Source organism: Natribaculum luteum, from assembly GCF_023008545.1.
Lineage (GTDB): Archaea > Halobacteriota > Halobacteria > Halobacteriales > Natrialbaceae > Natribaculum > Natribaculum luteum.
Genome location: NZ_CP095397.1, coordinates 723,369 through 747,331, shown reverse-complemented (window position 1 = coordinate 747,331; position 23,963 = coordinate 723,369). Strand labels below are relative to the sequence as shown.

The 23,963-nt window shown below is 58.6% G+C and carries 19 protein-coding genes and 6 pseudogenes; 7 read left to right on the top strand and 18 right to left on the bottom strand.

Annotated features, from left to right (window positions below; all coding sequences use genetic code 11):
* Positions 1-20: 20 nt before the first annotated feature.
* From MU558_RS03915 to MU558_RS03895, 6 genes and pseudogenes are all read right to left on the bottom strand, one after another.
* Complete coding sequence (locus MU558_RS03915; RefSeq protein WP_246974810.1) at positions 21-1,265, bottom strand: FAD/NAD(P)-binding protein; 1,245 nt, start codon at positions 1,263-1,265, stop codon at positions 21-23.
* Positions 1,266-1,333: 68 nt separating this feature from the next.
* Positions 1,334-2,071 carry a P-loop NTPase family protein gene (locus MU558_RS03910; protein WP_246972127.1) on the bottom strand — a complete coding sequence of 246 codons (738 nt, stop codon included), beginning with the start codon at positions 2,069-2,071 and terminating at the stop codon, positions 1,334-1,336.
* Between the two features lie 502 nt (positions 2,072-2,573).
* The gene (locus MU558_RS23375; RefSeq protein WP_425607622.1) at positions 2,574-2,807 is read right to left on the bottom strand and encodes a DUF7124 domain-containing protein; all 234 of its coding nucleotides are present in this window, start codon (positions 2,805-2,807) and stop codon (positions 2,574-2,576) included.
* Positions 2,808-2,854: 47 nt separating this feature from the next.
* Positions 2,855-3,424: pseudogene (locus tag MU558_RS03905) on the bottom strand (GTPase domain-containing protein); the annotation flags it as partial.
* Entirely contained in the window at positions 3,417-3,602 is a 186-nt protein-coding gene (locus tag MU558_RS03900) for a 30S ribosomal protein S14 (protein ID WP_246972123.1), read from the bottom strand. The pseudogene MU558_RS03905 and the gene MU558_RS03900, both read right to left, overlap by 8 nt.
* 2 nt (positions 3,603-3,604) lie before the next feature.
* Entirely contained in the window at positions 3,605-4,753 is a 1,149-nt protein-coding gene (locus tag MU558_RS03895; RefSeq protein WP_246972102.1) for an NAD(P)/FAD-dependent oxidoreductase, read from the bottom strand.
* A gap of 64 nt (positions 4,754-4,817) precedes the next feature.
* Here MU558_RS03895 and MU558_RS03890 point away from each other — a divergent pair.
* Positions 4,818-5,438 (top strand): annotated as a pseudogene (locus MU558_RS03890) (CobW family GTP-binding protein); the annotation flags it as partial.
* A gap of 121 nt (positions 5,439-5,559) precedes the next feature.
* Here MU558_RS03890 and MU558_RS03885 read toward each other — a convergent pair.
* The 7 genes from MU558_RS03885 to MU558_RS03855 form a co-directional block, all read right to left on the bottom strand.
* The gene (locus tag MU558_RS03885) at positions 5,560-7,095 is read right to left on the bottom strand and encodes a GNAT family N-acetyltransferase (RefSeq protein WP_246972100.1); all 1,536 of its coding nucleotides are present in this window, start codon (positions 7,093-7,095) and stop codon (positions 5,560-5,562) included.
* Positions 7,096-7,341: 246 nt separating this feature from the next.
* Complete coding sequence (locus tag MU558_RS03880; RefSeq protein ID WP_246972098.1) at positions 7,342-8,130, bottom strand: ABC transporter ATP-binding protein; 789 nt, start codon at positions 8,128-8,130, stop codon at positions 7,342-7,344.
* Complete coding sequence (locus MU558_RS03875) at positions 8,121-8,963, bottom strand: ABC transporter permease (RefSeq protein WP_246972096.1); 843 nt, start codon at positions 8,961-8,963, stop codon at positions 8,121-8,123. Before MU558_RS03875 ends, MU558_RS03880 begins: the two co-directional genes overlap by 10 nt.
* Complete coding sequence (locus MU558_RS03870; RefSeq protein WP_265781565.1) at positions 8,960-9,988, bottom strand: ABC transporter substrate-binding protein; 1,029 nt, start codon at positions 9,986-9,988, stop codon at positions 8,960-8,962. Before MU558_RS03870 ends, MU558_RS03875 begins: the two co-directional genes overlap by 4 nt.
* A gap of 18 nt (positions 9,989-10,006) precedes the next feature.
* Entirely contained in the window at positions 10,007-11,311 is a 1,305-nt protein-coding gene (locus tag MU558_RS03865; RefSeq protein ID WP_425607621.1) for an IS4 family transposase, read from the bottom strand.
* Between the two features lie 223 nt (positions 11,312-11,534).
* Entirely contained in the window at positions 11,535-11,963 is a 429-nt protein-coding gene (locus tag MU558_RS03860; RefSeq protein WP_246972092.1) for a CopG family ribbon-helix-helix protein, read from the bottom strand.
* 41 nt (positions 11,964-12,004) lie between these two features.
* Complete coding sequence (locus tag MU558_RS03855; protein WP_246972091.1) at positions 12,005-12,328, bottom strand: hypothetical protein; 324 nt, start codon at positions 12,326-12,328, stop codon at positions 12,005-12,007.
* Between the two features lie 527 nt (positions 12,329-12,855).
* On the opposite strand from MU558_RS03855, the gene MU558_RS03850 reads away from it, so the two are divergent.
* Entirely contained in the window at positions 12,856-13,698 is an 843-nt protein-coding gene (locus MU558_RS03850; protein WP_246972090.1) for an N-glycosylase/DNA lyase, read from the top strand.
* A gap of 223 nt (positions 13,699-13,921) precedes the next feature.
* A complete protein-coding gene (locus tag MU558_RS03845) occupies positions 13,922-15,013 on the top strand; it encodes a glycolaldehyde reductase (RefSeq protein WP_246972089.1) in 1,092 nt (363 codons plus the stop codon).
* Between the two features lie 68 nt (positions 15,014-15,081).
* Here the strand turns inward: MU558_RS03845 and MU558_RS23235 are convergent.
* Positions 15,082-16,167 (bottom strand): annotated as a pseudogene (locus MU558_RS23235) (saccharopine dehydrogenase family protein); the annotation flags it as partial.
* A gap of 73 nt (positions 16,168-16,240) precedes the next feature.
* On the opposite strand from MU558_RS23235, the gene MU558_RS03835 reads away from it, so the two are divergent.
* Positions 16,241-17,056, top strand: a complete 816-nt coding sequence (locus MU558_RS03835; protein ID WP_246972087.1) for an IS5 family transposase — start codon at positions 16,241-16,243, stop codon at positions 17,054-17,056.
* Positions 17,057-17,278: 222 nt separating this feature from the next.
* Here the strand turns inward: MU558_RS03835 and MU558_RS23295 are convergent.
* Together MU558_RS23295 and MU558_RS03830 are read right to left on the bottom strand one after the other, a co-directional pair.
* Positions 17,279-17,470: pseudogene (locus MU558_RS23295) on the bottom strand (oxidoreductase); the annotation flags it as partial.
* Between the two features lie 71 nt (positions 17,471-17,541).
* Positions 17,542-18,297, bottom strand: coding sequence for a DUF8170 family protein (locus MU558_RS03830; protein WP_246972085.1), 756 nt, complete (start codon positions 18,295-18,297; stop codon positions 17,542-17,544).
* A 92-nt stretch (positions 18,298-18,389) separates the two neighbouring features.
* Between MU558_RS03830 and MU558_RS03825 the strand changes: the two genes are divergently transcribed.
* Both MU558_RS03825 and MU558_RS03820 read left to right on the top strand, forming a co-directional pair.
* Complete coding sequence (locus tag MU558_RS03825) at positions 18,390-18,863, top strand: helix-turn-helix domain-containing protein (protein WP_246972083.1); 474 nt, start codon at positions 18,390-18,392, stop codon at positions 18,861-18,863.
* A 225-nt stretch (positions 18,864-19,088) separates the two neighbouring features.
* Positions 19,089-20,117 carry a Cdc6/Cdc18 family protein gene (locus MU558_RS03820; protein WP_246972081.1) on the top strand — a complete coding sequence of 343 codons (1,029 nt, stop codon included), beginning with the start codon at positions 19,089-19,091 and terminating at the stop codon, positions 20,115-20,117.
* Between the two features lie 19 nt (positions 20,118-20,136).
* Here the strand turns inward: MU558_RS03820 and MU558_RS03815 are convergent.
* Both MU558_RS03815 and MU558_RS03810 read right to left on the bottom strand, forming a co-directional pair.
* Positions 20,137-20,601: pseudogene (locus tag MU558_RS03815) on the bottom strand (SOS response-associated peptidase); the annotation flags it as partial.
* A gap of 547 nt (positions 20,602-21,148) precedes the next feature.
* On the bottom strand, positions 21,149-22,960 hold the full coding sequence (locus tag MU558_RS03810; RefSeq protein ID WP_246972077.1) for an outer membrane protein assembly factor BamB family protein: 1,812 nt from the start codon (positions 22,958-22,960) through the stop codon (positions 21,149-21,151).
* 586 nt (positions 22,961-23,546) lie between these two features.
* Here MU558_RS03810 and MU558_RS03805 point away from each other — a divergent pair.
* Positions 23,547-23,823: pseudogene (locus MU558_RS03805) on the top strand (Lrp/AsnC ligand binding domain-containing protein); the annotation flags it as partial.
* Between the last annotated feature and the right edge of the window lie 140 nt (positions 23,824-23,963).

Sequence of the window (23,963 nt, the reverse complement as noted above, 5' to 3'; positions counted from 1 at the left end):
CGAACAAGGTTCGATTCAGTTCACAGCTTGGTTGTTCGTTTCTCGGCGTCGAGGTCGGACTCGAGAGATCCGGCGATCAGCTCTCCCGCACGTCTGGCACCGATGACGTTTCGAGCGAACGGACCGAGGACCTGCTCTGCGGCGGCGCCCGAAACCGCGATTCGCGAGGGCGTCTCGTCCTGGCGCATCCATCGGAGCGTGTCGTCGTCCAGAACGGGTGCCCCATGATACCCAGTCTGCAGCGACGATTCTCTGCGTAGGTGGCGAAACAGTTCGCCATCGTACGGCGATCCGAACCCCGTCGCGCAGATCAGTTCGTCGAGACAGAACGCGCTGCCGTCGCGACAGGTGACGACGACCGTTCCACCGGCTTCCGTCGCGACCGTGATCTCCGATTGCTCGAGTTCGACCCGCTTCCGCTCGAGCGCTCGCTGGAGTCGACGAAACACGTACGGGGGCATCGTTCCGTCGTACCGAGCGTCCGAAACCAGTTCCTCGCGAGCACGCGATCCGGGAGGGTGTGCGTGGAGGTTCTCGATAGCACCCGAGAAATGCATCCAGTCGGTGCTTGCCTCGAGCGTCTCCACGCGAAACGGGCTTCGGGCGAACAGCACCACGTCACGGCCCGGTTGGGCGAGCGTCGTCGCGAGTTGCGCGGCGGTGATCCCGCCGCCGACGACTCCGACGGTCGATGTCTCCCCAATCGCATCGGGGTCGAATCCCGGATCCCAGACGTGGGTCACCGGTTCCGTCGAGGCCAGGTCCGCTGCCCACTCCGGGTACGTGAACGAGCCACCGTGCCCGACAGCGAGGAGACACCACCGTGAGTCGATACGACCGTGGTTCGTCTCGATCTCGACGACGCCTCGACGATCGGCGATATCCGTGACCCGAGCCTCCAACCAGATCGACTCGAGGTCGTACCGATCGCAGAGCCACTCGGCGTGATCGAAGAACAGCGACACTGTCGGTCGATCCGCGCCGACCGTGCTCGGCACGAGTTCGTCCTCGCGACCGTGTGCTCGAGCGAAGTCCCGAAGCGAGAACGGATCGGTATCGACGTGATGGACGAACGGTGATCGAAACTCGACCATCCCGCACTGGCGACACTGTCGGCGAAACGCCTCAAGCAGACCAGCCGGATCGATGATACGTAACTCACTCAGCTCTAATAGCTCAGCGTCCAGTAGACGAACCGCCAGATGGACGCCGTGGACGCCCCCGCCGACGATTGTGACGACCGCGTCGGTATCCGCCTCCGTCATCGTCGTCCGCCGATCCACTGATGAGAGGACCGCACTCCGCTCGGGGAAAGACGTTCGTTATCTCTCATTCAGTCTAGTCGTCGGCGTGCCAGCACGTGTCCGTCATGGCATCGGCAGTTACACTCGAAATAGGCCGCGCTGTATCCGGCCGTTTCGAACGAGTCGATGAGCGGAGCAGCATCGCCTCGCTTCTCGACTTCGACGTCGACGATCGACTGCTCGCCACGTTCGAGTGCCTCGAGTGCTCGCTCGGCTCCCTGTCGGTCGGGTTGGATGGCTTCGATGAGTATCGCCTCGACGGTCCAGTCCGAAAGCACAGGCACGCGTCCGTCGGCGATCGCCGACGATATCTCCTCGTCGTCGTAGAAGTACTCGGCGAGTTCCGGTCCGTCGACCGTTCGAAGTCGATCCCTCGCCGACTCGCGGAACCGATTGACCAGGAGGAACCAGTCGACGTCGTGTCGGCTGGCGACCCGCTCGTACCTCACGACGCGCTCGAGCGTCTGGGGCGTTGCAACGACGAACACCGTATCCAGGCGTTCGGCACGGGATCCGATCGCCTTCGTACCCGATGGACAGTCCTCGACTGTCCACTCGACACCGAGTGCGCCGTCGGTGGTAACGTCGCGGTCGGTCACCAGTTGCGTTGCCTCACCGGTAACCTGTACGCGCGTTCGCTCGGCGAGTCGAGCCGTGACGAGCGCGGCGATCGTCGTCTTGCCGACGCCTGGATCGCCGACGAACGCGATGTGATGCGTCTCGCGCTCATTCCCGACCGTTCCGACCTCCGTTGACGTTGTCGACACGATTGTTGGCAACACCGACCCCGAAGATAATCAAAATTATTATTTCTTTACTTATTCTTAATAATTGCAGCGTGTGTGAGCAGGCAGTGTTCAGATAAGGTTGAAGGAATGAGACGTAGCGTTTTCTGAGTGGTTCGTGTCCGAAAACGCACGTCTCAGTCCTAGTATTGGCCAGATAGACCTGCTGATGTCCGGGCAAGTCTCGAGCGGCTCGAAGAGTTGGGTGTCACAGTCTTTGATGCTCGAGAGTGTTGGAACGGTGCAGCCGCGCTCAAGGAAGCGTATACGATGGCACTCGGCGATGCATATGCGCTTGCGACGGCCGACGCTGTCGATGGAACACTTCTTGTCGGAGCAGACGATGATTAGCGCCCCCGAATTCGATTCCTCCGGAAGTTCAGATGAATCTTGGTCACTTACTGGGTTTCAGGGGTAGTTCTGTACGAAAGCCCTCATCTATTCGAGTATTTATCTTCTAGAAGTCCTCTCTTACTGGTATCTCTTACCCTTGACCCCTAAGTACACGTGCCAACCAGGAGGTCAACTGGTTCCGTAGCGTAGTCTCCGTGTCCTCGAGCTCCCAGCCAGCAGCACGGGCAGCGTCTGCGAGGGCGAAATACTCCCAGTGATGCTGAGGAAGGTAATCGGGACGGTCGGGAGCCTCTCCGACTAGAACGTGTCTCTCGGTCATGAACCGGTTATGAAGGTGGTTGAAGTTCGGGGTGGTCGGTGTCATCTGGAAGTCTCGACGAATGAGATTCTCTGAATTGAAGGCGTGAGCAGCCCCGGGAACTCGTCGACGTCGTGAAGCGCGCTGACGAGGTGCCTGTGATCGGTTCCGTCGACTGCAGTACTGCCGCCGTCAGTTGCGACGCGGGAGACGTTTCGCACGTCCACCGGAGCGAGCGGGACTCCGAGGTCGTCGGCGAGCGCGTCCAGTTCAGTACGTGCTTCGGTCGGGTTCGCCACTTTGTCCCAGAACGTCACTGCGATCGCACCGACTTTTCCCTGCACCAGCGGCAGCAGGTCTTCGAGGTCATCGTCGATGTTCGTCGCGCGAACGACGAGTAGTACCGTATCAGTCTCTTCGACGGCTCTGATCGCCGCTCGGGTGGTCTCGGTGTCCGTCCCGAGCAGGATGCCGGGTGTGTCGACGAAGACGAACTCGTCCGACTCGTATCGTTCGACATCGACGGTGGTTCCCCGGAAGTTTCCCGTCGTCGGATTCGTCCCAGAGAGACCGGCGACGAGTTCCGATTTCCCAACGCTCTCTTTACCGACGACCACGACAGTTGCCTTCCCGTCGTTCTCCGTCGATGGGACGTTGCTCGTGAGGCTCCGTGCGTCAGTCATATTTTTTGAACCCCATCTTCGGAGCCAGTTCACGGAACGATTGCCGGCAGAGCCAGATGTCGTACTTTCCGACGAGACCCTGTTCGCGGCCCGTCATCCGGCAGACGTGTCGGTCGTCGTCTCTCGCCTCGTTCGGCTGCTCGGTTCCACCGTCTTTCTGCGGAGTCTCTCGTGCCATGATTAGCAGTCGCACATATCGGGTTCGCAGCAGGACAAGTCCTCGAGGAACATGCTCTTCTCGCGGTACTCGTCGAGGGGAGTTCGGTCGATATCGAGTCTTGTGGCGATTTCGTCGGCGACGACGGCGAAGCGCTGCCTGAACTTGTAGATGAAGCAGAACTGTTGACCGTTGTGCGCGACCTGTGGACCGGCGAGAAACAGGCCAGGGCTGGTGGTCGACTCGTCCTGTTCGGTCAGCTGGGGCTGGCCATTCTCGAAATCGAAGTATTCGTCGACGAGACCGAGTCCACTCTCGAATCCAGTCGCAAGAACTGGCCGATTCTGGGTGGTAAACCACGCTCCGTAAGTACCGATTACGTCGAACGTCTCCTCCTCAACGTCGACGCGCTCAACTCGGATTCCGTCTTCGAGGGCGATCGGTGCGTCGTATTTGAGGGCCTCCCGCAGCCGCTGGCTCGTATATGGAGAGAGTACTTCACTCGGATCTGGTCCCCGGAACTGCCACGGCCCTTCCTCGTCGACGACGAGCACTTCGTGACCCAGGTCAGCGAGTGCGAGTGCCGCGTCGATACCGCTCTCGTACCCGCCGATGATGACGATGGGGTCCTCGACACACTCGCTGGCGAACGCACTCCAGGACTCGACTCGGGAGTTGTGGACGCAGTGACTCGCACCGGGGAACGGATCGTCCTTCGGTTGCCCGAACTGTCCGGCCGCCCAGATGACGAACCTGCTCTGGATGATGCCAGTAGACGTGTGAAGTACGAACCCGTCGTCGTGTCGCTGTACCGACTCCACTTCTGCACCGGTCCGGACGGGTAAGTCGTGAAACTCGACGACTCCTTGGAGATATTCGGCGTACTCTCCACCTGTCGGGTGTTCACGGTCGAGCGCAAATGCGGGTGAGGTGTCAGTAGTGACGGCGTTCAGGTCCCGGCAGCCGAAGCTGGTGCTGGGAAACGATGGCGTGATGAGACGCATCTCTTCTGGCCACTGTTGGAACGACGCCCCGACTTCGTCTCGCTCGAGGATGGCGTAGGAGTCGAGACCTAAATCCGCGAGAACGGCCCCCAAACCGACGCCAGCGGCACCTGCGCCGACGATTGTGACGTCGAGCGACTCGTGTTTACGGGCTTCTTCGGGTGTCACTGTTAACAATATAGAATGTTAGATAGCCAATTATAAATAAGACATGGCCAAATTTTAATAACAGATAAGTCGAGAGACGATTCCCGTCACCGTGCTGAGCGGCAACCTCAGCGCGGGCAAGACGACCGTGCTGAACAACCTCCTGAACACGCGAACGGACCAGGACGTCGCGGTCCTCGTCAACGACATGGGTGAAGTGAACGTCGACGCCGAGCGCGTCGCCGAACACTCGGACATCTCGGAAGACGACGAGGACCTGATCGAACTCTCGAACGGCTGCATCTGCTGTGAGCTACGCGACGACCTGCTGGACGCACTCGCGAAGCTCGCACAAGCCCGCGAGTTCGACTACCTGATTATCGAATCGACTGGCGTCGTCGAACCGTTGTCCGTCGCCCAGACGCTCACCATGGGATTTGACCCGGGTGACCTCGATCCCACGGAGTTCTACGAGGAGACCGGTATCAAGGTGATGGATTACTACGAGCTCGACACCACGGTCACTGTAGTCGACGCTCACCAGTTCTGGACGACGTTCGATTCAAAGGAATCGCTGATGGACGGCGACACCGAGAAAGGTCTTGGGAGCCTCCTGGTCGAACAGATCAAGTTCTGCGACATCCTCCTGTTGAACAAGTGCGACCTCGTGGACGAGGAGACGCTCAACGAGATCGAAGAGATGATACTGTAACGGAGTTTCTACCTGTTCTCTGAAGGAGGTGTACTTTCAGCCAATATATAAATTAGACTACAGAAATCAGGGTTCGCCCAACGAAACAGGGCGGGAAAGCCGGATTCAGTGCTGTTCATTTTGCAGTGACGAGCAGTGCAGTAACCGTGCAGAAGTATCCAGATTGGTCCGGCAGGTAGTCGTCGCTGTCCGGATCGAACACTCTCTTGAGATCATCGAGATCGCTGCTGGTTACTAGTTGTTCGCTCGGCCGTGCTCGCAACTCACTATCACTGAGGTACGCCTCTGCGGCCTTCAGGTACTCCGTCTGGTAGATGTCTCTCAGTCGGTCCCGTATCTCTTCGTCGTCGACCGTGCTGTCCGTGTCCCCCCTCGTCTCGAACGATCCGTCTTCGGTTCTACTGTGCGTGACTGTATAGGTGTCGAGCGTCACCGTATCGAAGCCTGCATCGAGTAGCCACGAACGAGCCCGTTCTGGACTGATATCTGGATGGTATGAGTCCGAGTCCGCCCACTCTCTCTGCATCCCGTCGTCGCTACTGTTCACGGTACTCTGGTAGTACCGTTCCGCAACGACGTTCAGCCGGTGTTCGAGATCAGTATATCCGGGTAACAGCTGCGGCCGGAGCCAGTTTCCGTAGTACATTGCGAACACGCCATCATCGGAGAGAAACGGAGAGAGGGAGTCAACTAGTTTCGGCCCTGACATTAATCCAGGTGAGAACCCGTCTGCTACCCAGATACAGTCGAACTGACCAGTCTCGAACCCTAAATCGTCCGCTAGCAAGTCCGCTTGATGAAACGTCACCGGAAACTCACAATGCTTGTCGACGTGATCCTGTGCGGCTAAGATTTTCTCACACTCCTTCTCAACTGCGTGGACTGTTGCGTCGGGTCCGAACTCGCTCGTGAGTTCCGGCAATAGTCCTCCCGGTCCACAGGGAGCGTCCAGTACTGTCGGCTCGCCCGTGGTTACGTCGTCACTTACGTCGCGGATGGCCTGCTCGTAGGTTGGGTACATGAACTTGTTGTACCGCCGCGAAATATTTATCTCAGCCTCGTGGCCGTCGTCTTCCTCGGCGTCGGCTCTGCTCTCTCCTTCTCGGAACACCGGTTGCTGTTCATCCCAATCCTCTCTGGTCAGACCGTAGTAGAGGTTGTTCTTGTACTCTCCCTCCCAGCGCCACCCACTCCGCTTCTCACCCTCGAGTAGGAAACCGACTGACTCGAGAAGACTTTGTGATAGCTCGTTGTCCTCCCAGTGGTGGGCCGAGATACGCTGGCAATCGAGGTATTCGAACGCGTGGTTGACGACCGCCTTCGTCGCCTCCGTTCCGTACCCTTTTCCTCTCGCTTCTGGAATCAGCCAGATAGTGAGTTCGTAGTTGTTCTGCTGTTCCCACTGTGGGATCAGCGAGACGGTCCCAACGCGATCGCCATTAACCGTGATGAGCAGATATAATCCCCTGTTATCCCTCTGTTCGCTAATACGCTCTCGTTCCTCTTCGACGGTCAACGGCCGCATCCGGCCCAGATACGGACGCATCTCTGCACTGTTCAACGCGTCGTTTATGAACTCAACGTCTGAGTCCGAATCATCGTCGACCACTCGAAGGCCGACCTGACCGTAGTGGATGAATTCAGCCCCCATTATGCTAACATGGCTACAAATAATAATAAATGTTATTATTTATTGGCCATATTGTAGCAACTCGAATGTCAGTGTCTGTTGGGTGGAGTCCAATTCTAGGTATCCGCTGTCATCTTGCGACCCCCAGCGCCAGCCCAGTGGTGAGTCGGAATACGATCACCGTGGCGACAGTCCACTTCGCGGTACCTACCTGATCAACTAACTTCTCTCCGAAACTTGGCGGAATAAGCTTGCCCCAAGAGAGTATCAGTGACTAGTGTCGACCGGGCTCCCGAGTTCATCCCTAATTCGGGCGACGTGGTCCACGAAGTCACGCGAGGTCCGTTCACGTGGGCGCTCTAAGTTGATCGAGAACGTCGACTGCACGGTCCCCGGGTCTGCATTCATGACGACCACGCGATCAGCGAGAGTCACCGCCTCGTCAATGTCGTGCGTGACGAACACGACGGTCTGTCCGGTCTGTGTCCAGATGTCGAGCAATTCGGCGTGCAGTCGGTCGCGCGTCCGGGCGTCGACACTGCCGAACGGTTCGTCCATCAAGAGGATTTCAGGATCGACAGCGAGAGCGCGAGCGATCCCGACGCGTTGTTTCATGCCGCCGGACAGCGCCTTCGGGTACGCGTCCTCGAAGCCGTCGAGCCCCACCAGGTCGATCAACTTCCGGACCCGTGCTTCGCAGTCGGGGCAGTCACAGGCGGGCCGATCGAGGCCGAACCGGATGTTTCCGCGGACGGTTCGCCAGGGGAATAGTGCGTACTCCTGAAAGACCATCCCCCGGTCCAGCCCAGGACCAGTAACCGGGTCTCCACCGACCAGTATCGACCCACCGTCCGGGTCGTCGAGCCCGGCGATTGCCCGCAACAGCGTCGTCTTCCCACACCCCGAGGGACCGACCACACAGCAGAACTCACCCTCCGCCACTGAGAACGAGACGTCTGCGAGCGCTTGCTTCGACTCGTAGGACCTGCTGACGTTCTGGATTGTGATCTTCTCACGTGCGTCTTGACTGGTCGACGAGCCCGAAATCAGCGCCATGCGAGGACCCTCCGTTCGAGAAGTCGGAACCCGACGTCCATACAGAGGAATGCCAGGCTGATCAGGAACATGTAGGCGACGCTGGTCGCCATCGCAAGGTTGTTCGAGGCGTTGATGATCTCGTAGCCGACACCGGGCGCGCCGAACAACTCGGCGCCGACGACGATCATCCAGCAGCGACCGATGCTCGTCCGGAACCCAGTCAACACCTGGGGAGCGGCGCTCGGTAGTGCGACGAGTTTCAGCATCGAGAGGTCGCGCTCCACGCCGAGGGTTGACGCGGCATCGGTCAGCTCTCTGGAGACGCCTTCGACGCCACCGTAGGCGCCGTAGAAGTTGATCCAGAACGCGCCAACGAAGACGATGAACGCCGCACCGGTGTGGTGAATGCCGAACCAGACGATCGCAAAGACGATCCACGCCAGCGGCGGGATCGGCCGGAGCACCCGGACGAGTGGCCGCAACCAGTCATCGAGTGCCCTGTTCCAGCCCATCGCTAATCCCAGACTGATTCCACAGCCTGCACCGAGGAGGAGGCCAGGGACGTAGTGGAACAACGTTTGTGCGAGGTGCGCGAAGCCGGTCGGCAGTACTAGACTCGATTCCAGGACGGGGACCACGATCGCAGTCGAGGTCGCGAATAGGTCGATAAACGCGCGTACTGAATCGAGCGGGCCCGGCACCAGATACGACGGCTGGGTCGTCATCGCGCCGACCCACCAGACGAGGAGGAACACGAGAAGACCGCCCAAGCCGCGCAGATACCGTCGTAGGTCCCCCTCGAAGCTGCCGGCGACCACCGCGTTGGAACTGGTGTCGGTACGCGTGCTCATTCCTGGATGGCGTCGTAGGGATCGAACGCGAACAGATTCTCAGTCGCGACCGGTTCTTCGATGTTCCCGACGTTCGCGACGAACTCGCCCATCGTCGCAGCTTGGTCGGTGATCGCGTGCGGGTCCGAGAAGAAATCCGACGCCTGTGAATCCATGGCTGCCGTAGCGAGGTCCTCGCTCACGCCGGAGCCGATCACCGATGTGGCGTGGGCGGCGGCTGCATCCGATGAGTCTGATGTGAACTCGGTCGCTGCCATGTGCTGTTCGACCAGCGATTGGGCGACTTCACTGTCGTCAAGCACTCGTTGGTTTGCGAACAGCACCGTGACCGGGTGGTTTTTCAGTATATTTCCGGACCAGACAAGTTCGCCGAGGCCGTCATCCTGGCTGATGATCGTCGCGAACGGCTCCTGAATGATCGTCGCGTCGATATCGCCCGACTGGATCGTCTGGACCGCCTTCGCTGGCGGGACTTTCGACTTGTTAATTGCGGACTCCATTTCACCGACGTCGAGATCCTCTTGGATCCAGTATCGGAGGACGATATCGGGGACGCTCCCGTCCGGTGGGGCACCGAACCGTATCTTGCGACCATACTCCTGCTCGAAACGCCCGAACATAGCTGCGCCCTCCTGTTCGTAGAGCTCGACGAGTTCGGTTGTCCCCATGACCTTGAAGCCATTTCTCGAGTTTGCCGCGAGGATACCGGCGTCGGTGCCTTTGTCGACGAGAACCATCGCAGGGGTAATCCCGAAGAGCGCAACGTCGACGTCCCCGCTGGCAAACGCCTTGACGACGCTGGGACCAGAGCTGAACCGCTCAATTGTGACATCCGCTGGGACGTCCTCGTAGTAGTTCTCTTGTTCCATCACGTAGTGTTGCATGTTCGGATAAATCGGGACATACGCGATTGTGACGGAATCAAGTGGCCCCCCTCCTCGACCGAGACAGCCAGCGATTCCCGCCGCAGCAACAGTGGTTGCGCCTGCCTTCTGAAGCAGCCTTCGACGCGAGATGTGGACCATTAGTGCATTGGTCTTTAGCTAAGCCTCAGCAGCCGGTTGGATGGTAGTAGCGAGCTGTTCTTGCAGGATTGGTCGTTGCCTGTGGATCTTCTGAGCGTCTTCGATCAGTCGTTGTAGCAGTGGCGGCGGTGAGTAGGCGAGATACTCTCTCAGTTCGCGGAGGATGAGCTGGGCGTGCGACCGAAAGGTCGCCGCCCAGCGTTCCGGCGGAAACACGATCCCATCATCAGCGTGCTCTATGACCAGACCGAGTAAATCACGACTCACGACCAAGGATAACAACGCTGCGTACAGCAGAATCTCTACGATGTGCTTCTTCGTCGTGTCGAACTCGTCCAGTTCGTACTGCGTCTTCAGTTCACGGAACAACAGCTCTACTTCCCATCTACATCGGTAGATCGTCGCTAGATCGGCCGGGAGAAACTCTTCCCGAGAAAGGTTCGTGATGTACAGATGGTAGTCGTCGGCGTCCTCGTTGCGGACGCCGACGACGCGGAACCGTTTCGTATCACGTGACTGCGTGCCCGCGTACTCTCGTCGGTCAAACTCGACCTCGACTTCCACGTCGATGTACTTCCGGGAGAGATCATCCACGATGTCGAAGATCTTCTCGCCTTCTAAGGGAATGGCGCGGCCGCGCCATTCCCGTAATTCCTCCGTTACAACCGGGTTCGCGCTCTTTTTCAGTCGGCTCACGAAGTAGCCGTCGTTCTCGTCGATCAACGCGAACCGCCGGTACTTGAAATAGGCGAGGTCGAAGATCGCTAGCCGTCCTTCCAGCCACGATCCTGTGTTAAACAACGTGCTGTCGTGCGTTTTCTCGTCTGTGACGTTGAAATGTTCGACTGTCTGGTCAGTGACGTTGTGGAGCAGGTGGAGCTTCGCTCCAGCCTGCTCCTCGTGACGTGCTTTGTACGCTTCAGAGAGCAACTCGTGCAACCGCAGGACGGTTCCATCAGCGATCATCACGTCTCGAAACCGGTCGAACTCATCAGAGACGGTGTGAGGGACAGCGACCTCGTCGAACCCGTATTCGACGAGGTCGCGGAGGTACTCTGCGAGCGTCGGAGTCAACCGCTGGTAGAAGCCGCCCGGAGAAAGTGACTCGTCAGCGGTAGAGTTGTAGGTACGTCTGAAGGCCGCAAGCGTTCGGCTTTCGCCTGCGGCGAAGCCGAACGCAAACGACCAGACAAGTGGCGGGAGCTGAAGCTTCCCCTCGCGCTCAACCACGCCGACGGCATCGGCGTGGTCTTCGAGCGCTTCAGAGGGAAGGAGGTTAGTGAGACGGCGTTCAATGTGACGTGAGGAGGTTTCGGTGTGCACAGCTGTCACCTCCTCATTCCTTCCGAAAAGCAACTCCGATAAGCCGCCGCTGTCATGCGGTTCTTGGCTTAGCTAAAGACGGATGACCATTAGTGTTACTAACACCAAGAACAATTCTAATAACACCTATGATTTTCATAGGGGGAGTTAATACTCAAAGAGGGTTCGAGAGCGGAGATGTTGCTAGAGTTGGCGTGAATGCAGCGAGAAGGGGAGAGCAGGATCAGTTCATGTCGGCGAGCGGGCCGAAGTCATCCACCGGTAGCATAGAGTAATCAATCGTGAGCGTGTCCTCCGTCGCTCGGATCTTCCCGACGAACGTCGAGATCACTTCGAGGGACCCCTCTAACACGAACAGTTCCATGCAGTGATGGCCGCCGACGTGACTATGGAAGTTCGAAGCGACAATGTCCTCGTGCTCGTGGCAAAGGTGCATCATCTTCTCCTCAACGCTTGTCGTTTCGTAGTCGAAAACTACAGTTACGACTCCCATCAAATCACGGTCTTCGAGTTTCGTGTCCTCGAACTCACCGAGGAGGCTCCGACTCGCCTCACGAAGTACTTCACTGCGACCAGTATAGCCGTGATCGTCTGCAAACTGGTCGATCCGATTAAGTAGCTCCTCCGGCATCGAGACGCTGACTACACTCATATAAGGGTGTTAGAATAGTGGTGCCACTGGCCGACCGCCCGCTACAGCCAGCGCCAAGCTGCCCCCTTCTCGCGTTCGCCGAGATCAAGCTGAGCCGGGCCGAACCGATCTGGGTCCTTCGCCGCGGCCGTCCATAGACGATAGGCTTCGTTCAGACGAGTCTTAACGTTCTCGCTGCCCTGCAGTCGCAACATCACACGGGCTTCCTGTCGGTCGTCAACATCGACACTATGCTTTGTACACCACGCGACCAGCGCGCTCATCGTCTCGTCGATCCCGCGCTCCGCTGCCTCGAGTGCCTTCGCACCAGCCTCGATAGCGCGGCGAGTCGCGTCACGAACCTGCTGTACAGCGTCGTGGACCATCTCGGTGACGAGGTTCGACCGAAGCGAGACGGACCCGCATTCGGACTCGACGACTCGGGAATCCGCTTCAGCACCCGTCGCACGCTGTCGACGTGGCGACCGTATTCCTCGGCGATATACTAGGGAGATACTTGCCCACCGTCAGTGACCAACGCCTCGAGGGCCTCCCATTCGACGGGTGACAACCCGTCCGAGAGGTGCTTCACGACGACGTTCTCTTGCGTTTCACGTATTTGTGAGAGGTCTAACGAGACCGATGTTCACCTCCAGTTCCTCGGTCAGATCGAAATAGGCATCTGAGACGTACAGCCCATACCCATCACCATGATCGTCATCCGCAGGATGAACCAGAAGACCAGCGTTAGCAATCACTAAACATACTGTCTCGTCGAACTGGGCTATCAGATCCTTGAGATCGTCGGTGACGCCGATTGTCTCGTCTCACCGACCCACTTGTACGACGCTCCGAGCTCTAGAGACACCTCTCTCCACAGGGATTTATACTAACACAATTGATCCAACAAATCATGTCGAGCGAACGGATCGACAACGTCGCGGACGCTATGATTGCGCTTGGCTACGAGGGCATCGTCCGGTTCGATACGACGGAACCCGAGTACGCCTATGTGGTAGCGACCGTCGACAAGTTCGAGAGCGAGACACACCTCGCACTCCTCAATATCCTCGCGGCGACACAGGACTACCAACTTGCCGGCGATGCACAACGCTTCTGGCAGACGCTCGAGGAGACAGTTCTGGCCCAAGACGAAATTGTCACGGAATCGGACGTCAATGCGACGCTGAATGCGTTCATGGAAGAGCCAGTCAACGCCCGGCTGCAGAACCAAAAGAAAGACCGGTTGATTCGCATGATCAACAATGGATTCGGGGCGTGGTTCATCGAGAACTACCCCGACGTCGAGCCGCTCCAGGTCTGGGAAGAGATCGCCACAGCACTAGAGACGACGAAGGACAAGAAGACGGTCGTCTTCGCGATGAAGGTCTACGACATTTTCAACCTCGTTGTCAACGGCGAGTATCTCGATTTCCCAGTGGATCTTCCGATTCCGTGTGACGTGCAGGTCGAACGTGTCGCCACTGCCTCCGGAATTACCGATACCGACGCAACCGATCACGTGATGGATGCGTGGGCACAGGTGATGAATCTAGTAAACACAGAACTCGATCGCCCCGTCTCTATGCTTCGCATCGACAGCATCGTCTGGCAAGCTGGGCAGATCATCTCGAACAATGGCGATCGGCGTGCCGAAAGCAGGAGTGCTCTCGAGGCGTACTTCGAAGACGAAGTGGGGCTTGCCACGATGGACAGCGAACGACTAGCGCAAGAGCTGACGGTTGCCCTCGATTAAAGATATCCATCTATCTTAGACAGCTAAGATAGCTATCTAAGATCCCAGAAGGAGTCGTCTGGAACTAGTGCCGAGTTCTGTAACCCGTCGAGGTTCGTCCCAGTTTCAGCTGTTGTCCAGTACGTCGTGCTGAAGACAGGACGTGGTACGATCACCAGCCGTCCAATACCTGCGCACGAGAGCCAGGCCAAGCTACATTATCGGGACCGTGGTTCGGTCAAACATGGCAAAGATATTCGCCTCCCCTGCGAACTACACACAGGGCCGTGGCGTCGCTGCAGAGATCGGAACGCACGCGGAGGACCTCGGAAGTAGCGCCGTCCTCCTCGCTGACGAAATTGTGATGGACATCGTGGGTGATACCGTCACGGAGAGTCTCGAAGACCACGGGTTCGCCACCGAGACGGTGGAGTTCCGGGGCGAGTGCTCGGAACAGGAGATCGAACGCGTCGCCGACCAGGCAAGCGAGTACGGGAACGACGTCATCGTCGGCGCCGGCGGGGGCAAGGCACTCGATGCGGCCAAGGCGGTCGCGGAACGGCTCGACATCGCCATGGTCTCGATGCCCACCATCGCGTCGACGGACGCCCCCACGAGTTCACTCTCGGTGATCTACACCGAACACGGCGAGTTCGAGGAGTACTGGTTCCACTCGAAGAACCCAGAACTGGTCCTCGTAGATACGGCGATCATCGCGGAGGCACCGATCCGAACATTCCGGTCGGGTATCGCCGACGCGCTCGCGACGTGGTTCGAGGCCGACGCGACCTACCGCTCGCACGGCGAGAACATCTTCGGTGGGGCCTCGACCCGGGCCGGTCACGCGCTCGCCGAACTCTGCTACGAGACGCTCCGCCGGCACGGCGTCTCGGCCGTCCGTGCCGTCGAGAACGGCGCCGTGACGGAAAGCGTCGAAGCCGTAACCGAGGCGAATACGCTCCTGAGCGGCCTCGGATTCGAGAGCGGTGGGCTCGCAGCGGCCCACTCGATCCACAACGGACTCACGCAACTCGAGGCGACCCACGACGCGACCCACGGGGAGAAGGTCAACATCGGCACCCTCTCCCAACTCGTCCTCGAGGGCAAGGACGACGAGTTCGTCGAAGACATCATCGAGTTCTCGCTCGACATCGGGCTTCCGGTCACGCTCGCGGACATCGGTCTCGACGATCCTACCGAAGACCAGCTCGATACGGTTGCCAAGGCGGCCTGCGTCGAGGAGGAGACGATCCACAACGAGCCGTTCCCGGTCGAGCCCGCGATGGTCCGGGACGCGCTGTTGACCGTAAACGGGCTCGGCGAACGGCACAAGTAGCGCGTCCGGTATCGAAGCGAGACCGCTTGACGGTCGGTGCAGGCCTAGCCTCCGGTGAGCAACTCCTGCTACGCAGGCGGACGATCCCACACGTCAACCTCCACATCCAGTCCCGCCTGCCGAAGCCTGTCAGCAAGTGGGTCACCGATACCTGACGCCGGCGTAAGAATCCCTCCTGCGAGCGGTGAGTCGGTCTGGTCGCGCACCAGACACATCGCAGCTTCGCTGAGCATCCTCGCGGTTGCGCCGTACCCCGGATCCCGATCGGCGCTAATCTGACTCTCCACGACGAACGGGCCGTCAGTGGCGGTCCCACGGCCGAGCACACGGACGGTGAAATACCCATTTTCGATCTGTTCTCTCGTCGGCCCTTCGCCCGGCTCCGGGAACACGAATCGACGTAAGCCTTCTCGTGTTGATCCGAACGCCATCCCAGCAGTAGCGACCGTGATCCCTGCCCAGACAGCGTTTGCACGTGCCAGGCCGCCGAGGCCGTCGCCCATGGGCATCACTTCTGTGCACTCGAACTCACGCCCCCACGGGTACCCGAGCAGTGCGTTGCTGCGTCGAATGACTCGTTCGTTCACCATCGCCATCGGCGACGGAGCCGTCCACACCGCTCGTAGTGGGTCCTTTTTCGGTATGGACTGTGCGCCCGGATCGACGCCGTCGCGCTCACCTTTCGGTGCCAACGAGTACGGGTTCCGAAGCGTCTGCCGGGCCAGTGGGTCGGTCGACGCAGCACGAAACACTTCGATTGCACTGGCCATCGTGCCACCGCTCACGCTACCGCGACTGTCTTCCAGGTATATTTGTGCCATATCACACGGAGCCCCGAACTCGTCGATGGCGAACGATTGAACGAGTTTCGTACCGAGATCGGTGGGGATCGAATCGAATCCACAGCTGTGGACGATTCGAGTGCCTGCCTCGACTGCGTCGTCGTGGTATCGGTCGATCATCTCCCGCACCCAGTTGACCTCGCCCGTCAGATCACAGTAGTCCGTTTCAGCGGCGATGCATGCCTCGACGAGTGGTGTGCCATACTTCGTGTACGGACCGACCGTCGTACAAACGACACGCGTGTCTTCGGCGATGGCAAGAAGACTTTCAGGCTCGGTTGCGTCGCCGAGGACGATCGGGATATCATCCCATGCTCTGTTGAACGCCGACGCCCTCTGCGGATTGTATCGCTGATTTCAGGGGATTTGGACGCCGTCTGGCGATATGGGACGTCTCAGGAACCTCGCACAGACGTTTCACGAGTTCGCCACGACCCACGTAGAAGAACCAGACGTACCCGCCGCGCCGGACGGCGCGGACGGGTACGCCAAGTCCACGAAGATCGCGTTGCTCTTGCTCAAAGAGGAAGTCAACAAGCCGCTCCGGCAGTTCGAGGACTATCTGAACGAGATGCCGGGAATCCTTGCTGTGTTCGGCCTTGAGAAATCACCTGATTACACGTCTTTCAGCGTGTGGGACGGAGAATTCCCGATGAAAGAGTTGCGCCGCCTGCTCCGCCGGTCAGCGGAGCAGGCGGGGCTCTCAGGAACTGCCTCGATCGATGCCAGCGGCTTCCAGCGAGATCAGGCTAGTTCGCACTACCGAAATCGTGTCGGCTACTCGTTCAATGCGATGAAGACAACGCTGCTCGTCGATACGGAGTCACTTGCTATCATGGACGCTCATTTCACCACAAAGAAAGCCTATGACGGTCACATTGGGCTGCAGGTCTTTCGGCGCAACGCCGAAGACCTGCAGGCACTTCTGGCTGACAAGATGTACTCATGGAGCAATCTCCGGGAGGCCTGCCGTGAAGCGTCAACGCGACCAGTGATCAAACACTGTGAGCAAAACGCACTCAAGAAGGCTCACAACGCCAGAATTGACGACGAAGTCTACAATCAACGGTCAATGAGTGAGACCGTATTTGCGATGCTGAAGGACGACGGCGACGAGCTCCGCTCCCGGAGCTGGCATGGCCAGTTCCGGGAGCTCACACGGAAGTGCATCGTCCATAACCTCGCGCAGGCGGCGAGTTAAGGCTCGCCGCCTGCTCCTCTTCTCCGGACGTATTCGAGAGAGGCATCGCCATCGTCCATCTCACACTTCGTGCAGCATCTTGTGAAACTGATGTTTTGATCACTGCACAAGTCGGCTGAAATCGAATCGTCCGATCTCAGAACCTACCGATAGAGCGTAGCTACCGGTGGAAAAGCGAATGTCAAAATTTCTATGACGGCGCTGTCTTGCGTTCAACACTGCATCATCCCACGCAGAACGCCGGTCTCTGAGTGCTGTTTCCAATTTGTGGAGGCGACTCTCGTTGCGACCGCCGAGTGCGAGCGAGAGCTGGTCTGGTGTGTACTGTGCAGTGAGATACTCGGCGACGAGGCGGCCAGCAACGCCGGTTGCACCCCAGACGACGAGATCGTGCTGCCGGTCAGTGTTGGACACGGGTATCGGTTGCAATTAGTTATCCATGGCCTCAACTGTTGGGTCAACTACCCTTTCCGATGGGGCGGATGTCACGGAACGTTCGATAGCTGCTCTTCGAGTTCCCCCGTCGTCGTCCACGAAAAGCACTGATTCAGCGAGTCGAGGTGGACAAGGGAATCGGTTATCACGCCGCTGTACGACGGCGTGCGACCACCGAGTTCGGACTCCAGATACGATTTGAGATCCTGTGTCGAGATGTCTAGTCCCTGCTCACGAGCGTGTTCAGCGAGTGCAGCAAGTTCCTCCTCGAGGTCATCAGCATGATATGCCAGTTCGACGGCTCGAGCAAGTATCGCGTCTTGTGTTGTGAGCAAAGAGCCATCATCGTAGTGTTCTTCCTGTGCTCGAGGGAAGAGATACGTGCGCTCGAGCAGCACCGGGCGTTCAACGCGTCCAAACTCGGCGACCGCCCCTCCAGTATCGTGTTCAAGAATCAGCGGAATCGAATCCGCGTAAAGAGCGTGTAGGAAGAACTTGACTTTGAGGTCCGGAATGTCATCCGACACATCGAGGTCAGGCTGCGTGGCGAGCAGGTACGCATAGGCATCGTACCGGTGGTTCAACATATCAAGCGCCTCATCGAGGCGATACTTGAACGGCGATTCGTAACTGCCCAGCACAAAATACGTCGAATGTGGGCCAAAGAGATGCTCGTGTCGCTCTCGCATATACGAGAGGAGCCGTTCACTATCTACTGGGTCAAGTTCGAGGCCATAGAGAATATCATTTAAAATGAACTCCGTGAGTTCTTCGGTATTCCCCGGTATGTCTTCCGTACTAACCAATGTGGATTTACGGCCCAGTAACCATACTGGTCTAACTTAGAGAAACCCATCCCCTGTGCCTATGTGATCCGCCATCGTATGTACAGTTGATAATGGCCGACATCTCCGCACATTCCAAAGCCGATAACGAGGAAAACCCCTTAGAGCGGCAGCGTGAGCTGATGGAGCTGCTGTCACAGGAAACTCGACACAGCATCATTCAGGCACTCATGGGACACCCGAAAACCCTCGCGTCGGCGGATGAAATCAACCATTTCGTTCCAAGCAAATCGAAAAAGACCGTCGAAGAGCAACTGGACGTGCTCGTTGACGCGGACATCCTAGCAATCTACGAGTATCCACCAAACAAGGAAAAGCGCGGCTTGCCGTGGAAATTCTACGGCTTTACCGAGTATGGTGCCGGTATCCTTGGAGACTTCAATTATCTCAAGGGTGTCCCAATGGCGCGAGCCGTTCACCAGAAAACGCGAAAACCCGAGAAGATCGGGCGACACGAGACGGCCCCCCGACCGCCCCTCCCAGAACCAGTTCGTAAGACGTTCCGACTCGACGAAGAGACGGAATGACGGAGATCATCTGCAACTGGTAGGAGTCTCAGTATTGAGATCCACCTACAGCTAAGAGAGCTAAGTAATTTTCCGGGAACGTTCGAAGTCCTGCGGACCGAATCAGAGTATACAGGCTTGACAGCGGTAAAATACGGAGAGGAACAGATTGTGTATGGGGTATTTCCCGGAAACGACCCACTCACTCTTTTATGACTTGATGAAAAAGCAGTCTGTCAACAACAGATGATCCGCGATGCTCGTGTGCTCCGTTCCGGCTTCGTCCCTCGAGAAGTCGAGCATCGCGACGCCGAAGTTAACCACCTCTCCAGCGTCCTCGAGCCCATCACAAACGACGAACCCGCCGACACCACCGTCGTCACTGGCCCCAGTGGCGCGGGAAAGACCTGTCTCTCGAAGTTCGTCACCGAACGCCTTCGCGAGGAGGTCCTCGACGTCGAGACCACCTACGTCAACTGCTGGCGGAACTACACCCGGTTCCGGACGCTCTACCAGATTCTGGACGACCTCGGGACGACCATCGACATCCACCGCCAGTCGACGCCCCACGATGAACTCATCGACCGACTCCAGCAGCACGACGGCCCTCGAACCGTGGTCATCCTCGACGAGGCTGACCAGCTCGAAGACCCAAGCGTCATTTACGACCTTCATAGCCTCCCGCAGTTCGCGATTATCTGCATCGCCAACAAGGAAGAGGAGCTGTTCAGCCGCGTCGACGACCGCCTGGTGAGCCGACTGCGCTCCAGCGAACACGTCCGGATGGACAAGTACCACGACGAGCAGCTGTTCGACATCCTGAGTGCCCGTGCGAAATGGGGGCTCGACGAAAACGTAATCACCGACGACCAGCTCTATCGCATCGCCGACGCGGCCGCCGGCGACGCCCGACTCGCGATCGGCATCCTTCGGACGGCGGCCAGCAAGGCCGACCGCGAGAGCCGCGAACGGATTACCGACGATGTCCTCCTGGACGCTGCCGAGGACGCCCGCGCCCAGATCCAGCAGAAGAGTCTCGATTCCCTCACGCCCCACCAGCGCGTCGTCTATGATATCGTTCGCGACCACGGGCCGGTCGGGCCGAGCGAGATTCACGAGCGCTATGCAGCGGAGGTCGACGATCCGCGGACGAAACGAACGGTCCGGACGTATCTCTCCAAGATGGTCCAGTACAACCTCCTCGAGGCGGAGGGCACGAGTCGGGACCGAGAGTACTCGCTTGTCGATTCGGCGGCCGCATCTCCGATGCAGTGACGGCAAGGCATGCTGACAGTCATCCCGAACTGAATTCACCGAGGCCCGACTGCTCGTGGTCCAGCGGTTCGATGACCCGGGGATCGTCGTTGCCGGGGTTGTTGACCCGCGTCGAGATCTCGTCGGCGTCCATATCGTCCCTCGGATACGGCTGGCACAGTTCCTTGCGGGTGTCCGGATCTGCGGAGAGCCATTCTGACTCGGCATCCTGCGGAAGGACGACCGGCATCCTATCATGGATGGGTTTCATTACATCGTTCGGGTCCGTCGTGAGGATCGTCTCGTCGTCTCCCTCCCAGACGTCACAGAGCCCGGCCATCGCGAAAGTCGGATCATCCTCGCGGTAAATCCGATATGGCTGTTTCGGCCCACCATTCTGTGATTTCCATTCGTAGAACCCCGACGACAGGACGAGGCAGGGGCGGGATTCCCACGCCTGTTCGAAGACGTGTTTCTCATCAGCAGTTTCGGAGCGGGTGTTGATTCTGGAAAATAGTCGAATGTCGACGTCGCAGCTAGTGCGTGCCTGACAGGTCAACAACCCGACCTCAAGGGTCGGGGTATCCGCCTCGACCGCCGATGAACAGCGGTCAAATGGGGCGGAGGACCGCCTAATGACAGACGATACACCTAAACAATCGACAGGAGATACTACACTAAGGCTCTATTAAAACCCTCAACGGTTGATATAAATAGTGTGTTGAATACACAGCGCGAATGCAGCACGGCGATGTATCGAAATCGGGAATCACCCGATCGGTCAATGTAGACTCAGGACCAAGCGTCCACGCGAGTGTGTGCATCGGGGACGGCAACCGTGGTTCAAATCCCTGGGTCATAACCGTCGACGACAGCGGGGCACTCTCGGCCATTCGTTGCCGACTTCCCCCTGGCCCGCGACCTCACTCTGGATGTAGTGTCTCGCGCTGCGTGTAGTGCGTTGGGATCACGTGGATGACGCCGGCGACGGCTTTCCGCCCCGTCTGCGAAGGTCTACCGCCGCCGGTGATCGAGCGGCTGGTCGTCACCCCCTACTCGGGATGGGTATCGAAGGCAGAGACGATCCCACCACCACGACCGAGGTCTGTCGCATATACGACGCCGTCCCGTACCGTCGGTCGATGCCGAACCCAGAAGCGCACCTCCCGTTCCCATCGTTTCTCGCCGGTGTCCCTCTCGATGGCGTAGAGGTTCCCATCCCGGCTGCCCACGTAGACACCGTTGTCAGTAATTGCAGGTCGTTCGACCCAGCCATCGGTTTCGAACGTCCAGTGCACGTCGCCATCCTCGGCGGACAATCGGTACATCGAACCGTCGTGTGACCCGACGTAGATGCTTCCGCCGCGGGGATGGGGACGGGCGGTATCACCCGTATCGAAAGTCCACCGTTCCGCTCCGTCGTCGTCTTCCAGGGCGTACACCTTCCCGGAGCGGTCTCCCACGTACACCGTTCCATCTCCGTGCGTGACGGAGACGGTCGTGTCGTCGGTCGAGTATTGCCACTCGATGGACCCGTCGTCCGCGTCGAACCCGTAGACAGAACCCTGGAAGGAGCCAGCATAGAGTCGGCCCTGTGAGACCACCGACGGCGAAACCCAGTTCCAGGTCGGGAGGGTGGTCTGCCAGCGTTCTGAACCGGTCGTCGCGTCAATCGCAGTCACGACGCCTTCGGTGTCACTAACGAAGAGCGTTCCGTCGTGGAACATCCGCCTGGAGACGGACTGGTCTGTGCCCCACGTCCACGCCGCCGATCCGTCGTCAGCGTGAAAGGCGTATACCCCGCCGTAGCCGGCGAAGACAACGATGTCGTCGACCACTGTCGGGTGCGGGAGGCGCGTGTCGACCGTGTTGGACCACCGCTCAGAGCCGTCCCCGAGGTTGAGGGCGTATACGTCGCTTTCGTTCGTCCCCACGAAGACAGTCTCACCCTCGACAGTGTGGGACGAACTGTTCGTCAACCTATCATCTTCCCAGTTGATAGAGAACTGCCACCGCGATGAACCGTCGTCGCGATTGAGGGCAACGACCTCATCGCTGGAGACGAGGACCGTCTCGCCCTGGACGGTGGTGAAGGGGTGCTCACCGACCGGGACCGCCCACAGCGGTAGGTTCGTGTCTGCCTCGTCCATCCATGCCGGTTCCTCGACGGTGATCCCGGGGCCCGTTTCACCGTCGACGACAGCTCGAATCCGCTCCGACGCTTCGACCAAGAGGGTCGCCGAGACGCCGACGACAACTCCGTCGGCGTTCACCCGTAGCCGACAAGTCTCTATGTCGACCTCCGCCCCCAGGTCCTCGTCCAGCCCGACACCCTCCACGACGTAGCTACCACGGTCTTCGTCCCACTCCGGATCGCCGAACTCGAACGACGTGCCGACCTCGTGGAAGCTCTCGAGTTCTCTCTCGACTCGACGCACGAACGCTCCGTAGTCGGCTTCGTCGCGCCCGAACTCGGCGTCTCCCTCTCGCATCTGTCGGCGGTACACTTCGTCGTCGTTATAGAACCGCTCATAGACGATGTTGGCGTCGGTCGGTTCCTCGAGTTCCGTCTTGCGGCTCGACGCCGACATGTAGCGTGCCATCTCGGCCTCGGGATCGCCACGACCCGACCTCGCCTGGCTGTCCTGGACGGTGCCATCCTCAAGGAAGGATACGCCCCCCTGCACGGCGAATGCCTCCTCGCCAAGTGCCCGGGCCGTGCGGTCTCGAAGCGCATCGATATCGACACCGCCCCGAAGCGGTTCGGGCGGCTCGTCGGGCTCTGGCTCGTGGTTCATGACGGCATCCATTTCGGAACAGCCAGCCAGCGCGCTGAGGCCACCGATCGTGGCCATCGTGAGCATCCGGCGCCTCGAAAAAGATCGATCGCGTTCCATTATGAGAGCTCGTCGTTTCATAATCCCATAATGTTTCGGTTTGGATACAAATATATCGCATGTTCTGACTATTGGGTGTCCGTAGTTCTGACTCGCGACGGGGCGATCTACCCGCACGTCGCCAGCGAGTCGAATCCCAAATAGTCACAGAGAATAATTTCAGTGACACCAAAAGCGCCACCGGCCGCTAACAGCATGACCACCAGAGTCAGTACAATCATAATTACTGATAAGTTTCTCATAGCTTTCAGTCACTCTCAATGATTATAACGTCTAGCGGGTATGATTCTCGAGTTAGTCGCTGAACGGAACCGGGATGCGGTTGAGCAGATCCAATCGGCTCTTTCCGCGGTGAGCGAGCGGGTGTGAACCAATGTTTATCCCTGACAGAAGCGTCATCTGTATGGAAGAATATTTTCTGTATGATTCCCGATGTGCTGCCAATGTCTCGCTATGTTGTTTAATACGGGGAAATGTGGGCCTGTTGAAATCCTCAGTTGGTGATAGCTTTCGGAAGCCGTGCTGAATACAGGGCGCGAATGTCGCACGAGATCTGGCTCGATTTACCATCTCAACGCGTGCGTAGAACGTCACAGGCGATAATCGAGGTCGGCGTCCCGGTCGATGTCGGCACCCGCGAGGTTACAAAACGGACAGCCGAGTGGGAGGAAGTCGACTTCGTCTGGCAGGTCTCGGGCGAACAGGACATTGTCCTCGTCATCGACGCCGCCGACACCTGTGGCGTCAACGAACTCATCACGCAGGTGTGCGAGCAAGAAGGGGCCGCGAGCACGAAGACGCGGTTCATCCTCGACGAGCAACTCGAGTGACGTCCCGACGAGTCTGCTCTCCTATCAACTCATTCATGTAGTTGTGAGTTCTCGAACATCGCAAACGTATCGCGTTTGCTCATACGTTCAGCTGTACCTGCGTGAAAACATTCACTACCACATGGCAGCGAGAATTTTCC